The following is a 14,192-nucleotide window of genomic DNA, read 5'->3' on the forward strand; positions in this document are numbered from 1 at the left end:
TAAGAAGATGAATAAAACCCATTTTTTATTACTGTTAATTCCGTTTGTGCTCATTTCGTGTTTCAGGAACGAAAAACAATCTCAGCCAGTATCCGGTAAAACCAATTCGATCTCTATCATTATAGACGATCAATTGTGGTACGGGGAAGTAGGAGACAGTATCCGAAATAAATTTGCCTCACCGGTCTTGGGTCTCACCCAGGAAGAACCGTTATTCACCATAAATCAATATCCGGCCCGATTACTTGAAGGTTTTGTGACCGATAGCCGCAGCATTATAGTAGTTAAAAAAGCCAATACGGATAAATTCGAAATTACCCACAGCAAATCATTACCGCACAACACATTTCGTATCTACGGGAAATCTGTCGATGATATTATTTGCAGTATTGAGCTAAACTCTGCGCAAATAATTAAGATGATTCGCGATGCAGAGATTAAAAAAGTCCAGGAAGACAATAGCAAATCGTTATTGAATCCTACGGTTATAAAAAACAAATTTCATATCGACATCCAGATTCCAACAGGTTACGAATACATGTTGCATAAGAAGAACTTCATCTGGTTAAAAAAAGATATAATAAGCGGCAATACAAGTTTGCTTATTTACCAGATCCCTTTGCGTAATTTCAAAAAGAATTCAAATGTTGTTAGTAACATTATCAGAATGCGGGATTCTGTAGGAAGTTATATCAAAGGGCGTGAGCCGAATACCAAAATGATTACCGGTGAAGCATATGCACCCTATTTTTCGACCATTACTTTAGATGATAAGCAAGCATACGAGACCAGAGGAAACTGGGAATTGAAAAATGATTTTATGTCCGGACCCTTTATCAATTATGCCATAGTAGACAAAAGATACAATCGAATTTTAGTTATCGAAGGATTTTGTTATTCGCCCTCCAATCAGGAAAGAGACTTAATGTTCGATTTAGAAGCCATTATTAAATCAGTTAAAATTGATAAACGATAAAATTCTAAAAGATTAAATCACGTTTCGAAATAAAAATAATCAATAGCAATAAGGAGTAAAAACAGAATGGAATTAAAATGGAAAATAAAGCCGTTTGAGGCATTAACGGTTCATGAGTTATATGATTTGCTCAAACTAAGAAGTGAGATCTTTGTATTAGAGCAAAATTGCGTCTATTTAGATCTTGATGGAAAAGATAAGAAAGCATTACACCTGATTGGTGAATATGACGGTAAAACTGTTGCTTATGTACGTTTATTTGATGCCGGAATCAGTTTTGATAATGCATCAATAGGCAGAGTCGTAGTCGATGCCAATTATCGCGATAGAAAATGGGGACATGATTTAATGCGTGAAGCCATTGCCGCCATAAAATCAAATTTCAATAAAGATAAAATTACCATTGGCGCTCAATTGTATTTAAAGAAATTCTACGAAAGCCACGGATTTGTTCAATCTAGCGAAATGTATCTTGAAGATGATATTCCGCATATTGAGATGGTTAGGGAATAATTAAGGATTTTTTAATTTTTTTAATTGCTCTTTTAATTTTTTATTTTCTTTTTTCAGGAGCTCAATATGCTCCATAACAAAATCAGGGATGTTAAAATAAATCATGTTTATTTCATCCCTTTTTTCTTTGTTTGGCTCTTCAGGTTCGTAGATAGTTTCTTTGTCTACATCTAATTCTTTGGCAATCTTTTGCCATTCAACCTCTGTTATGTTTGTACGTCCGCTTTCTCTGCGGCTATAATTAGACTGTGACATACCAATTAAATCTGCCAATTCCTCTTGTGAAAATCCTTTGGATAGTCTTGCTTGTATAAGTTTAGTCTTGCTCATATTTTATTTCTTATAATATTAAAATGAATTCGTTCAGTAGCGCATCGTTAATTTTTGAACATTTCGATTTAGTTTAACAAATATATTTTAATATTTGTAAGACATTGTTAATTATTTTAATATTAACACATGTGTAAATTCGCATAAAAATGCATAATACTTTCGTTGTTTAGAATGTATGTTTGTAAAAGATATCTTATTTTTTGTTTAATTAAGCTAGGTCGACATAGTTACTTCTAGATAATATTGTAAGATGTTGAGAAGAATGTTTAACAATAAAATTTTAATTATGGAATTAAGTTTAGATAATTTTAAAGAAAAGCTTATTAGTGAATTAGTAGAACTAAGAAAAGAAGAACTATTAAAAATTTCCGGTGGAATAGGTTGTTCTGGAAAATGGATTGGATGTGGCCCCGGATATTGTGTGGGCGATTGTCCTGCAAATTGTTTAAGTCATTGTATGGCTCAATTTCAAGATAAAATTAATTAATAAAAAAGCTGTTTAAATTTATTTAAACAGCTTTTTTAAAAGATATAAAAATGAAAAAGAAATGTACGCTGGAAGATGCATTAGATTACCAAAATGAAAATGTCATTTTTAGATTTGTAAAAGTATTTAATGTATCAGAGGAGCAATCAATTTTACTTTTTGAAGAAACAAAAAAATGGCTTTGGCTCTGTTATAAAGCTGTAGATTCGGGAATAAAAACACCTGTGTTTATTGATGATTCAATTTTGATTATTGATGAAATGTGGCATAATTTTATTTTGTTTACAAAAGATTACGAAAGATATTGCTTAGATAAATTTGGCCTTTTTATTCATCATCTGCCAACCACAAAGAGTGAATCTGAAGAATGGGGAAAAGACATTGAAAAAAACACCAAATCTTATTTGGATAGTTTAGAGAATCAATATTCTATTATTTTCGACTTGCTTGGTAAAGAAACGCTGTTATTATGGTATAAAGATTTTGCGGTAAAATACTCAAAAGACAAAATAAAAGAACTCATAAGATGAAACATTGCTTAGTTATTTTGGTTTTATTTTTCTCAGTCAGCACAAATGCTCAGTCAGTGGGGCAAGACAAAAGTTACATCATGAGTGACAGGTTTCCTTTGGAGAAGTACAGTAAAATGAAAAAAATCCAAAAGCAACTCGAAAAAATAAACATCTATGATATAACCTATAATTCTTTTGACAACACAAAGGTTAAAGGTTTTTTGTTATTACCAAATGAAGAAGGAAAGAAGTATTCCGTAATCATCTATAATCGTGGTGGAAACGGCAGCTACGGAATGGTAAATGACCAATATATCGTAACTTTTTTATCTAAAATCGCCAGTAAAGGTTTTGTTATAATTGGATCACAATTACGAGGTTCTGAAGGAAGTGAAGGTACAGATGAATTTGGAGGTAAAGACATCGATGATGTGATGTCGCTATTTAAAATTATTAATACGATTAAAATTGCTGATACTTCAAAAATTGCCCAGATAGGTTGGAGTAGAGGCGGTATTACAAATTCTCAGTTATTAAAAAGAACAAAAAAAATTAGAACCACAATTAATATTGCAGGACCAAGTGATATACTAAAAACCAAGCGAAAAGAAATGTTCGTTGTTTACCAAAACAGAGTCAGAAATTATGCATTGGATTCCGTTTATTACTCGAATAAAATATCTCCTATATTTCAGATCGATTCCGTTTTAAACAAAAAAGAAAGTTTTTTATTTATGCATGGCGATCAGGATGAGAACGTGGCCCTTTTTAATAGTAAAGAACTTTATAAGAAGACCAAAAGAAATGGCTATAAATCAAAATTTATATTGTTTAAAAATTCAGAGCATAGCCTATTCAATCAAGTTGAAAAAGCAATAAATGACATTGTATCCTGGCTCAGCCAAGAGCTGATTTAAAGGCTCTTTTGTTCACTCATAAATTGTTAATTATAAACAGATAAAAGTGTTAAAAACTTTCATTTTTACATCTTCAAAATCGTTTTATACTCCGTTTGATTGTTTAAAACATTTACCGCTTTCTTGATCTCAGAATTGTTTTTAATATAATACTGATATAAACCTTCCTGATATTGGTATCTTTTTATTAATTCTTCCTGAATCAGGTTTCTGATTTCTTTTTGGTTTTTATCTAACAAAGTCGTTTCGCTTTTTTCAAGAGCGGCCAGTAATTGCTGATATTCCGGAGCGATAGTTTCATCTATTTTTTCATTTTTGGCTGCAGCCAAAGTATTTTTCAAAGCCACTTCCGTTTCCGTATCAAAACTGATTTTATTGGTTTTTAAGTATTGTTTGAAAGTGTTATAATCAGCATCAGAAATCGTTGGGATTTTATCTCCCAGATTCTGGTTCTTGTAATAGTAGGTTGTAGCATAATCAAAGATTCCGTCATTTTTTAATAACGCAGTCGTAATTGGGCTTGTCTTCGCTTCATCTAGTTCAATGTCCGGCAAAACACCCCCGCCATCATAAACCGTTCTTCCTTTTCTTGTTTTAAAAGCATTGAAATTTTTAGCGTCTGTTTTTTGAGCAACGCCATTTTTATCTTTATGTGCATAATCCAGTGCCTGAATACAACGGCCGGAAGGGGTATAGTAACGGGAAATAGTTACTTTAAGCTGTGTTCCGTATGTCAGATCTACAGAACGCTGTACCAAACCTTTTCCGAAACTGCGACTTCCTAAAATCACTGCACGATCTAAATCCTGCAAAGCTCCCGAAACAATTTCAGAGGCAGAAGCACTTCTTCCGTTGACCAAAATCGCCAGTGGAATTTCAGTATCTACAGGTTCTTTTGTCGTTTTATAAGTATTGTTATGTTTCTCGATTCTTGATTTTGTAGTTACAATCACTTCATTTTTCGGAACAAATAAGTTACAAATATCAATGGCTTCATTTAGTAAACCGCCAGGGTTTCCTCTTAAATCAAGCACGATTTGTTTGGCTCCGTCTGCTTTTAATTTTTCAAGTGCATCCTTTACTTCACTTGAAGCTTTTCGGCTAAAATGGGCCAAAACAATGTAACCCGTTTTATCATCTATTTTCCCGTAAAACGGAACTGATTTAATATCAACTTCATCCAAAACCAACTCCGTTGTAAAAGGTTTTCCCTGACGAAGGTATTTGATCTGAATTTTGGTGTTTTTAGTTCCTTTCAATAATTGTGAAGCATCATCCTTAAAATCAGCAATCATCACATCACCAATCTGAATAATTTCATCACCCGCTTTTAGTCCGGCTTTATCAGCAGGATAATTTTTATAAGGCTCGCGAACCACCAAGCGATCTTTTTTTCGGGATATCAAAGCGCCAATTCCGGTATATTCCCCCGTATTGTTTATTTTGAAGTTGACAACATCCTGCTCATTAAAATAAACAGTATAAGGATCTAAACTACCCAACATGCTTTTAATGGCTTTGTCCATTAAATCACCCGGATTGGTCTCATCGACATAATTGGTATTAACCGCTTTGAACAATGTCGTAAAGATTTCGATTTGTTTGGCAATCTCAAAAAAGTCGTCTTTGAAACTGGTTCCAATAAATAAAAACCCTGCCGCAACAGTGGGTATGATGAATTTCTTTTTGAAATAAGGATACATGATTATGTTTTTTTTCTTTTAAATCTTTTTCTAATAAAATAGGCGAATATGCAAAATAATATAATAAACGGCCAAAGGCTAATAATAGATATTAAAAATTCTGAAAGGCTAAAAAATCCGGATTGAATCGCCGTCCAGATTTTTGATCCGTACGAAGTTTTAACACCTTCTTTTTGAGCAATAGTTTTGTAGAATTCAATGGTGACAGTACTTTCAGAAACGCGGTTTTCTAAATATTTCAATTGCCCCTCTTTAGCTTCAATTTCTTCTCTAATAGCCGAAATCTGTTTTTCGATTTCTAAAATCTCACTGATTTTGGTTGCTTTTTGAAGAATTTGAAGATAACGTTCCTCAAGTTTACGCTTGGTTTTTAGTCTTGTCGTTAAGTCAATATATTCTTCGGTAACATTTTGCGAAGTAATATCTTTTCTTTCAAAATAAGAAACCCCTTTTGAAATCGCACTTATAAAGGAATCAAAATTTTGACTGGGAACCCGAACAGTTAAATTTCTATAAACATTGTTGTAATCTTTTCCTTCAGAATCATTTTGTATGCTGGCCTTATTCGCTGCAATTGCAGTTTGAATTCGATTGAAAGTATCTTCTAAATTATCGGTTTCAAATCGAATTGAAGCTTCTTTAATAATTTTTTGTGGAATTTCAGGAGAAGCAGGGTCGGCCATGTCATCTTGTAGATCTGAACTGGCAGCAGATTCATTTTTTGGAGGCAGTTTAACGGCACTAACCATCATATTAGCTTGTTCCTCGTGTTTACTGCAACCTGAAAAAGTCAAAAGGACAAAGAATAAAAAGAAAATATATCTCATATCTGTTTCAAATTAAATCTAAAACTACAATTTTTTTATAATTCTTAGTCTAATTTGACCAATAATGTTGTCGTCGAAGGATTACAAATCAGTTTTGTCTTCAGAATCATTGGTTTTGTTTACCTGAAGTAAGAATTTTTCAAACAACTGAATCGTTTTGGTATTGATTTCTTCGTAAGATAACTTGTCTTTCGTCTGGTAAAAAAACATGATAGCATAAGGTTGCTGAATATTGTCTAAAAGCAAATGTTTGTTTAATCGGTAGGTCTCTCTTAAAACCCGTTTGAAATAATTACGGTCAACGGCTTTTTTAAAGTATTTCTTTGAAACGGAAACGCCCATTTTGATTTTTTCTGCTGCATCAACTTCTGCCTGACGGTAAACCAAACGCAACGGATATTTAGAAACTGATTTTCCATCAGAAAACAGTAAATCAATTGTCGTTTTGCTCTTTAAGCGTTCATTTTTTGGATAGGTAAAGTTCATTTAATTCAGAAAAAATTTGCAATTTTATAGTGCAAAGGTACAATTAAACAATAAAACGGTTATTGTTTTCAATTTTTATACGGCTAAAAATATATTTATTACTTTTGGGCATTAATTTTTTAAGCATGCAAAAAATAATTTCCTATCCAATATCTGTAATCTACTATCTAATTTTTAGTTCGTGTTTGCTTGTATTTCATCCAATACAATGGATTTGCCTAAATGTTTTTGGCTATCAGGCTCATAAAAAAAGTGTTGATTATTTAAATTTCTGCCTTTTAAGATGTACCAATCTGGTGGGAACAACCTATAAGATCGAAAATAGAGAAACAATTCCAACAGGAGTTCCCATTATTTTTGTTTCTAATCATCAAAGTATGTACGATATCATCGCAATGATTTGGTATTTTAGACGTTTTCATTGTAAATTTGTAAGCAAGAAAGAGTTAGGTAGCGGAATTCCGAGTGTGTCCTATAATTTACGTCACGGAGGATCAGTGCTAATCGACCGTAAAGACCCAAAACAAGCGATTCCGGCAATTAAAGGTTTGTCTGAATATATTGAGAAATACAAAAGATCTGCCGTTATTTTTCCTGAAGGAACACGCAGTAAAACAGGAAAGCCAAAAGAATTCGCTCAAAATGGTGTGAAAATTCTATGTAAATATGCACCTTCTGCGTATGTAGTACCAGTAAGTATCAATAATTCATGGAAAATGGTAAAATTTGGCCTTTTTCCTGTAGGTTTAGGAAATCGTCTTACCTTTACCGTGCATAAGGCTTTGGCTGTAAAAGACTATAACTTTGCTGATTTAATGGCGATGACAGAGAAGGCAGTTGTAGAAGGAGTAAACGAGTATAAATAGATTTTTGATTTCAGAAATTTAAACTGAAACAGAAATCCCAATCTAAAATAAGTAATGTCTATAAAAAACATTAGATTAGAAGTAATGCAGTTTTTGGAAAAAAACGTGGATAGCTTCGTCGAACAGTATTTAATTCCAGTGGAAAAAATTTGGCAGCCGTCAGACTTTTTGCCTAATTCTGAAGGAGATAATTTCTTTGAGGAGGTAAAAGAGTTACGTGAAATTGCCAAAGAATTACCATATGATTTCTGGGTTACGCTTGTAGGTGATACGATCACCGAAGAGGCTTTGCCAACATACGAATCATGGTTAATGGATGTAGAAGGTATAAATCAGATAGAAAATGGTGGAAACGGCTGGTCGAAATGGATCAGACAATGGACCGGAGAAGAAAACCGCCACGGTGATCTGCTGAATAAATACTTGTATTTGTCTGGTCGTGTAAACATGCGTGAAATCGAAATGACAACACAGCACTTAATCAACGACGGTTTTGATATTGGAACTGGATCTGACCCGTACAAAAACTTTGTATATACGAGTTTCCAGGAATTAGCAACGTATGTTTCCCACAACAGAGTAGCCCAAATGGCGAAGAAATTTGGTGATAACAAGTTGTCTAAAATGTGTAAAATGATTGCGGGTGACGAAATGCGTCATCACCATGCGTATAGCGAATTTGTTACAAGAATTTTTGCAGTAGATCCTAGCGAAATGATGTTGGCGTTTCAATACATGATGAAACAAAAAATCGTTATGCCAGCACACTTTTTAAGAGAATCAGGGCAAAAGATCAGCTCGGCTTTCGAACAATTTTCTGATTCTGCACAACGTATTGGTGTTTACACTGCAAACGATTATGTAGATATTATGCAGAAATTAATGGATAAATGGGAAATTGATAAAATGACAGGTTTAACAGATGAAGCCGAAAAAGCACGTGATTATTTGATGAAATTACCAGGTCGTATGGCGAGAATCTCTGAGAGATTAGTAATTCCGCAAGAATCACATATCTTTAAATGGGTTGAACCTGCGAGATTGTAAATCCTAAATTTCAGATTGAAATTGATATTGAGAGCATTGTTGATTGTTGAAGTTTAATAACTTTAACAATCAACTTTTTTATTTAAAAGAATACAATTAAAAAAATCGGCGCTAATCCGCTTAAATCCGCGTCATCTGCGTGCCATCCTCAACACAAGAAAATACCAGAAACATTATGAATAATTCTGACCTGATAAACAAAACAATCGCTTTCGTAAAAGAAAAACTAAACGATGCCGAGGGAGGACACGATTGGTTTCATATCGAGCGCGTGTATAAAAATGCAATTTTAATAGCAAAAGATACTGATTGCGATCTTACGGTTGTACAGTTAGGGGCTTTACTTCATGATATTGCCGACAGTAAATTTCATAACGGAGATGAAACCATTGGACCCAAAACAGCCCGTTTGTTTCTGGAATCTGAAAGTGTTTCTGAAGTAACTATTCAGCATGTAGTCAATATCATCGAAAACATCTCGTATAAAGGTGGAAATTTCGAAAAGAAGTTCACATCTATAGAATTAGATATCGTTCAGGATGCGGATCGATTAGACGCAATAGGGGCGATTGGAGTAGCAAGAGCGTTTAATTATGGAGGTTTTAAAAACAGAACCCTTCATGATCCTGAAATTGCTCCGATAACCAATATGACAAAAGAAGAGTACAAAAAGAATAATGCGCCAACAATAAATCATTTTTATGAAAAGCTGTTACTCTTAAAAGATAAAATGAATACCGATACCGGAAAACAAATCGCTGCCGAAAGACATCGTTTTATGGAGCTGTTTCTCGCTCAGTTTTATGCAGAATGGGAAGGGGTTAAATAGTTTTTAAGTCTCAGTTTTCAATAATAAAAAATGGCTTCATAGTGGAAGCCATTTTTATTTATTATTCGTTTAGTTTATTGTTTACTGTAGTTATAATTTTTAGTTTATCAATTATCGAAAGTAAAACAAAGATGGCTATTAGAATGAAAAGCGAGGTAATGGCAATGATTGCAAAGTATTTTATGGTCCATTCAAGAGCTACTTTTGTTCTGTGCATAAAGCTGATACTTTTTTCTGTTGCGCCTTCATACATCGAAAATCGTACGGTACAGAATTCATTTTCGGTATTAAAATTTCCAAGTTCGACTCCTAATCCCTGTAATTGTTCTTCGACTTCTAAAATTTTGTCGTTCAGAGAAATAAAATCTGCAATTTGTCCGCCTTTAGATTTTAATTCTGTTAGCGACTGAAGCATTTTTTCTATCGAGATTTTTTTAGCATTCAGTTGGCGGTATTCGTTTGTCTTGTCAACTTTAGTAATTTCAGTGTCCTTAAGCACCCCGATTTTTTGAAGTTCAAGGTAGAAATTATCAAATTTTGCCGGATTTATTCCAATAAGCAGATGAATCTGTCTATTGCCTTTCTGTCCCAGGTTTTGTTCATACTGAATAATGGCATTGTATGATTTTGTTTTCGCCTTGATGAGGTTCTCATCTTTATCAAATTCTGATGTTTTTGCTTTAATCGAAGCCGTTTTTTCAAACTTTTGACTCGATGCCATATTCGATGCAGCCTGAATATTATCGCCTTTCATTGCGATTTTTTCTGATGCATAATTTTTTCGCAGATTGTCAATACTGCCAAAAAAATTATCGCTGTAATCATTGCGGGAAGTTGAATCTGCTGCGACATAACCATAAAGAAGTCTGAATGCAAATAATAAAATAAAAAGTCCCACGGACCATTTACTTAATTTTAAAAATCTGGATCTAAAGTTTTTTGCCATCTGAGCGAGTTTTAATTGTTAGTTTCTGGTTCGGTTTATTAAACGAATCGAAAGTAGCGACTTTTTAAATTCTGTCAGTGTTTTTTTATAAATATTTTTACTGTTAAATTAAAAAACCGTTTTATAATTAAAGTAGTAGAATTGGTGGCGGTATTAGTTAAAGTTTCCGGCAATAAAAAATGGCTTCAAATTATGAAGCCATTTTTTTATGTTTAATTTTTGAATTCTATTTCCAGATATAGCTTTGCGGGCTTCAACTTCGCCTCAGTATGATAACAAAATATAAAATATTTGCGAATCTCTGCGAATCCTTCGTGAATCTCTGTGGTAGAAAACCTTAGAACCTTAGTCCCTCAGCAACTCAGAATCTTCCTTTAAGAACACCCACAATTCCCGTCGCCGCAATCTTTATTCTTCTTAGATTTCCAAAAGAATTTTTTGATCAAAAAGCCAATGGCAATAAATAATATGACAAAGGCAATAATTTCTTGTACCATGATCGTTTATTTTAAAAGTTGATACGCAAAAAGCGCCACAAAATATGCAAGACCACTCATCAGGAATAGCTGCATTGCAGGCCATTTCCAGGAGTTGGTTTCTTTTTTTGTGATCGCAAGTGTACTGGCACATTGCATGGCAAATGCATAAAAGAGTAATAATGAAATCCCGGAAGCAAAATTGAAGATCTTCTGACCTGTTTCAGGATTGATTTCGTTTTGCATTTTAGTTTTAATTGTTGCTTCGTTATCACTATCTCCAACACTGTAAATAGTCGCCAATGTTCCTACGAAAACTTCACGGGCAGCAAACGAACTAATAATAGCGATTCCTATTTTCCAGTCGTAACCTAATGGAGAAATAGCAGGTTCAATAGCTTTACCCATAATCCCAATGTAAGAGTTCTCTAATTTCTGAGAAGCCACTTCATTTTCAAATTCTGTTTCGTCAAGCGGCGTATTTACAAACCTTTCTTTTACAATCTCTTCCGCTTCATTAAAATCTCTTCCTGGGCCGTAGGATGCTAAAAACCATAAAATAACAGATATCGCTAAGATAATTTTACCCGCTCCAACCACGAATGCTTTGGTTTTCTCCACAACATTGATGGCAACATTCTTGAAAAGAGGCAATTTATAACTTGGCATTTCGACAACGAAATACGTTTTAGCACTTATTTTTAATATCTTATTTAAGATATAAGCAGAAAGAATAGCAGTTCCAAAACCTAGCAAGTACAACAGCATTAAAGCCAGTCCCTGCACGTTTAGAAACCCAAAAAGACGTTCGTCCGGAATTACCAATGAAATAATAATGGTATAAACCGGTAATCTCGCAGAACAAGTCGTGAATGGCGTTACCAAGATTGTAATAAGACGTTCTTTCCAGTTTTCGATATTTCTCGTTGCCATGATTGCCGGAATGGCGCAGGCAGTTCCTGAAATCAAAGGCACCACACTTTTTCCCGAAAGCCCAAACTTGCGCATGATTTTATCCATCAAAAAGACCACACGACTCATATAACCGCTTTCTTCGAGAATCGAAATAAACAGAAACAAAAAGGCAATTTGCGGTATGAATATAATAACCCCGCCAATTCCCGGTACAATTCCCTGCGAAAGTAAATCAGTAAGAATACCACTTGGTAATTCCTGAGCCACCCAGCTGCTTAAAGAAGCAAAAGTGCTGTCAATGAAATCCATTGGAATTGTTGACCAGCTGAAAATCGATTGGAAAATTAAAAAAAGAATAGCTAAGAAAATGACATAACCCCAAACTTTGTGCGTTAAAACACGATCAAGCTGAGCTCTAAAGTCTTTTGCCATCGAGGCATCCACTTTTAGACCTTCTTTCAAAACATCATTGATGAATTGATAACGTTTTATCGTTTCCTTTTGCTGTAAACGCTTTAATTCTGAATGCGATTTGGTAAAAGTGCTTCTGATTTCATTTCGATCTAAATTCAAAAAGTTCACGTCTTGCGTAATCACCAACCATAATTTATACAATAATTGGTTAGGGAAAGCGTGTTGTAATTTTTGAAAATATTCTTCATCGATAACCGAAGCATTCATACAAGGTTCATGCGGAATCGTTTTATAAGAAACAATTAATTCCTTTAGTTCCTCGATCCCATGACCTTTACGGGAACTGACCAACGCAATTTTAGTTTTTAGTTTTTCCTCTAAATACGGAATATCCAAAGTGATTCCTTTGCTTTCCATACGATCCGACATATTAATAACAAGAATCGTCGGAATTTCAAGGTCTTTTATTTGAGTGTAAATCAGTAGATTTCGTTTCAGATTTTCAACATCTGTGACCACTACCGCTACATCCGGATATAATTTATCGTTTTTGTTCAGTAAAAGCTCGATTACCACACTTTCGTCCATAGAACTTGCGTTCAGGCTATAAGTTCCGGGTAAATCCAGAATGTTGGCTTTGATGTTGTGAGGTAATTTACAGAACCCGATTTTTTTCTCAACCGTAATTCCGGGATAATTCCCTACTTGCTGATTTAGACCTGTAAGCTGATTAAAAACAGAAGTTTTTCCTGTATTAGGATTCCCGATAAGGGCAACATTGATATTTTGAATGCTCATTACAAATTGTTTTTGATAAGTTCAACTTCAATTTCACGAGCAGTTTCAACACGAATGGCTACGTGTGAACCATTAATATCTAAATATAATGGATCCCCAAAAGGAGCAATTTGAAGCAATTCGACTAAGTTGCCCGGCAAACAGCCCATTTCTAATAATTTTAGAGGAATAAGTTCGATATCAAAATCTTTGATAATGGCTTTCTCGCCTTTTTTTAGAGTGTGGATAGTATTTTGCAAAGCTTATTTAGATTGAATTTAGATTGCAAAAGTAGGCAATTATTCTTTATTGCAAGGCATTTAACACTTTTGTAAATGCTAAATGTTTCTAAAAATAAGGGATTTTACTCTTTACACAAGAAATCGATGTCTTCTAAAAGACGTTTAATTTCCTCTTTATTCGTTCCGTCATAAAAACCACGAACACGTCGTTTTTGATCTACCAAAACAAAATTCTCTGTATGAACCATATCATACAATTGGTCAGGGCGACCTAGTTTTACCGCCAGATACGATTTTCTGGCCATGGTATAAATTTCTTTTTTATCTCCCGTAACTAAGTTCCATTTGCTGTCTGCAACATTGTGTTTTATGGCGTAAGCTTTTAAAACCGGAATACTGTCAACCTCAGGAAAAACGGTGTGCGAGAGCAGCATTACCTTAGGATTGTTTAAGATCGCTTTTTGAACTTCTTCAAGATTAGTGGTCATTTTTGGACAAATCGAACCACAAGTCGTGAAGAAAAAGTCAGCTACATAAATTTTACCTTCATAATTCTTTTGCGTTATTGTATCTCCGTTTTGATTGACAAATTTAAAATCGGCAATGGTATGGTATTTACTTTTGTATTGGACCGTACTATCCACCAATTCAGGATTTACATCAGCCGGATTGTAAATGGGTAATGTTTTTTGTGGCTTTAAAGCCGAATAAAATAAGGAAATGGTTACAGCTGAAAATACAATTAGAACAATAAAAAATTTACGGTATTTATAGAGAAGAGATTTCATAAAAACAATTTGGCGCAAAAATACAAAAAGCACTTTTTAAAAAGCGAATAATGTGCTGTTTTTAACAGGTTAATAGAAGTTAATCGCCACGAATTCACGAATTATTTTTTTAATTATTAATTCCTGAATTCGGGACAG

Annotated in this window: 17 protein-coding genes; 8 read left to right on the top strand and 9 right to left on the bottom strand. The window is 33.9% G+C overall.

The annotated features are described in order from the left end of the window. The first annotated feature begins 7 nt into the window (after positions 1 to 7). Both B0A67_RS07365 and B0A67_RS07370 read left to right on the top strand, forming a co-directional pair. Positions 8 to 976: a DUF4837 family protein gene (locus B0A67_RS07365; RefSeq protein ID WP_072957513.1), complete on the top strand. Its 969-nt coding sequence runs from the start codon at positions 8 to 10 to the stop codon at positions 974 to 976. Between the two features lie 66 nt (positions 977 to 1,042). Continuing rightward, positions 1,043 to 1,489 carry a GNAT family N-acetyltransferase gene (locus B0A67_RS07370; protein ID WP_072957510.1) on the top strand — a complete coding sequence of 149 codons (447 nt, stop codon included), beginning with the start codon at positions 1,043 to 1,045 and terminating at the stop codon, positions 1,487 to 1,489. On the opposite strand, the gene B0A67_RS07375 is transcribed toward B0A67_RS07370, so the two are convergent. Next, positions 1,490 to 1,819, bottom strand: a complete 330-nt coding sequence (locus B0A67_RS07375) for a helix-turn-helix transcriptional regulator (RefSeq protein WP_072957507.1) — start codon at positions 1,817 to 1,819, stop codon at positions 1,490 to 1,492. Between the two features lie 289 nt (positions 1,820 to 2,108). Here B0A67_RS07375 and B0A67_RS07380 point away from each other — a divergent pair, with 289 nt between their 5' ends. From B0A67_RS07380 to B0A67_RS07390, 3 genes are read left to right on the top strand one after another with little or no spacing between them, the layout of a single operon-like run. Continuing rightward, positions 2,109 to 2,309 (top strand): hypothetical protein, encoded by a 201-nt coding sequence (locus B0A67_RS07380; RefSeq protein ID WP_123887362.1) that lies wholly within the window; start codon positions 2,109 to 2,111, stop codon positions 2,307 to 2,309. Between the two features lie 50 nt (positions 2,310 to 2,359). Further along, positions 2,360 to 2,839 carry a glycine-rich domain-containing protein gene (locus tag B0A67_RS07385; protein ID WP_072957499.1) on the top strand — a complete coding sequence of 160 codons (480 nt, stop codon included), beginning with the start codon at positions 2,360 to 2,362 and terminating at the stop codon, positions 2,837 to 2,839. After that, a complete protein-coding gene (locus tag B0A67_RS07390) occupies positions 2,836 to 3,738 on the top strand; it encodes an alpha/beta hydrolase family protein (RefSeq protein WP_084074494.1) in 903 nt (300 codons plus the stop codon). Before B0A67_RS07385 ends, B0A67_RS07390 begins: the two co-directional genes overlap by 4 nt. A gap of 65 nt (positions 3,739 to 3,803) precedes the next feature. Here the strand turns inward: B0A67_RS07390 and B0A67_RS07395 are convergent, their stop codons facing one another. From B0A67_RS07395 to rnpA, 3 genes are all read right to left on the bottom strand, one after another. Continuing rightward, entirely contained in the window at positions 3,804 to 5,441 is a 1,638-nt protein-coding gene (locus B0A67_RS07395) for a S41 family peptidase (RefSeq protein WP_072957493.1), read from the bottom strand. Between the two features lie 2 nt (positions 5,442 to 5,443). After that, a complete protein-coding gene (locus B0A67_RS07400; RefSeq protein WP_072957490.1) occupies positions 5,444 to 6,268 on the bottom strand; it encodes a DUF4349 domain-containing protein in 825 nt (274 codons plus the stop codon). Positions 6,269 to 6,349: 81 nt separating this feature from the next. Then, a complete protein-coding gene (gene rnpA / locus B0A67_RS07405; protein ID WP_072957486.1) occupies positions 6,350 to 6,754 on the bottom strand; it encodes a ribonuclease P protein component in 405 nt (134 codons plus the stop codon). A 125-nt stretch (positions 6,755 to 6,879) separates the two neighbouring features. Between rnpA and B0A67_RS07410 the strand changes: the two genes are divergently transcribed. From B0A67_RS07410 to B0A67_RS07420, 3 genes are all read left to right on the top strand, one after another. Beyond that, complete coding sequence (locus B0A67_RS07410) at positions 6,880 to 7,620, top strand: lysophospholipid acyltransferase family protein (protein ID WP_072957482.1); 741 nt, start codon at positions 6,880 to 6,882, stop codon at positions 7,618 to 7,620. A gap of 54 nt (positions 7,621 to 7,674) precedes the next feature. Beyond that, positions 7,675 to 8,667, top strand: coding sequence for an acyl-ACP desaturase (locus B0A67_RS07415; protein WP_072957479.1), 993 nt, complete (start codon positions 7,675 to 7,677; stop codon positions 8,665 to 8,667). A 175-nt stretch (positions 8,668 to 8,842) separates the two neighbouring features. After that, a complete protein-coding gene (locus tag B0A67_RS07420; RefSeq protein ID WP_072957476.1) occupies positions 8,843 to 9,496 on the top strand; it encodes an HD domain-containing protein in 654 nt (217 codons plus the stop codon). Between the two features lie 61 nt (positions 9,497 to 9,557). Here B0A67_RS07420 and B0A67_RS07425 read toward each other — a convergent pair whose 3' ends face one another. The 5 genes from B0A67_RS07425 to B0A67_RS07445 form a co-directional block, all read right to left on the bottom strand. Next, positions 9,558 to 10,442, bottom strand: coding sequence for a DUF4349 domain-containing protein (locus tag B0A67_RS07425; RefSeq protein WP_072957474.1), 885 nt, complete (start codon positions 10,440 to 10,442; stop codon positions 9,558 to 9,560). Positions 10,443 to 10,816: 374 nt separating this feature from the next. Next, on the bottom strand, positions 10,817 to 10,939 hold the full coding sequence (locus tag B0A67_RS07430; protein WP_072957471.1) for a FeoB-associated Cys-rich membrane protein: 123 nt from the start codon (positions 10,937 to 10,939) through the stop codon (positions 10,817 to 10,819). 6 nt (positions 10,940 to 10,945) lie between these two features. After that, positions 10,946 to 13,045: a ferrous iron transport protein B gene (feoB, locus tag B0A67_RS07435; RefSeq protein WP_072957468.1), complete on the bottom strand. Its 2,100-nt coding sequence runs from the start codon at positions 13,043 to 13,045 to the stop codon at positions 10,946 to 10,948. Further along, a complete protein-coding gene (locus B0A67_RS07440) occupies positions 13,045 to 13,284 on the bottom strand; it encodes a FeoA family protein (RefSeq protein WP_072957463.1) in 240 nt (79 codons plus the stop codon). Before B0A67_RS07440 ends, feoB begins: the two co-directional genes overlap by 1 nt. 104 nt (positions 13,285 to 13,388) lie before the next feature. Then, complete coding sequence (locus B0A67_RS07445; RefSeq protein WP_072957460.1) at positions 13,389 to 14,054, bottom strand: SCO family protein; 666 nt, start codon at positions 14,052 to 14,054, stop codon at positions 13,389 to 13,391. Between the last annotated feature and the right edge of the window lie 138 nt (positions 14,055 to 14,192).

This window comes from Flavobacterium aquidurense (assembly GCF_002217195.1).
Classification (GTDB): Bacteria; Bacteroidota; Bacteroidia; order Flavobacteriales; family Flavobacteriaceae; genus Flavobacterium; species Flavobacterium frigidimaris.